Below are 265 nucleotides of genomic sequence, written 5' to 3'. Positions count from 1 at the left end.
TCAATCTCGGAAAAGAACTGACAGATTGCAGCTTTAGAATTTACATGTGCGATGAAGACGGTATTCAGCTGACGAAAAACGTGTTTAAGCATGACGGAGCATGGATATTTCAGCCTGAGTACATCGGCAAAAATTGGAGCTGGCGCCCTTATTTTCTCGAGAATATCATGAGGATGAGAACGATGAGAAAAGGGTTTTTCAGCGATTTGTACAGCGATATCGAAACGGGGGAAATGATCAGAACGTTTTCCTATCTGATGGATGA

At 42.3% G+C, this 265-nt stretch carries 1 protein-coding gene; it reads left to right on the top strand.

Features of this window, described 5'->3' with window-relative positions:
- Positions 1–265: EAL-associated domain-containing protein (locus CF394_RS14130; protein WP_279327667.1), on the top strand; the 265-nt coding region annotated here is incomplete at both ends.

It is taken from the genome of Tetzosporium hominis, assembly GCF_002265435.1.
Classification (GTDB): domain Bacteria; phylum Bacillota; class Bacilli; order Bacillales_A; family Planococcaceae; genus Chryseomicrobium; species Chryseomicrobium hominis.
Note: the sequence above shows the minus strand (reverse complement) of the source record. Positions and strands in the feature narration are given on the sequence as shown.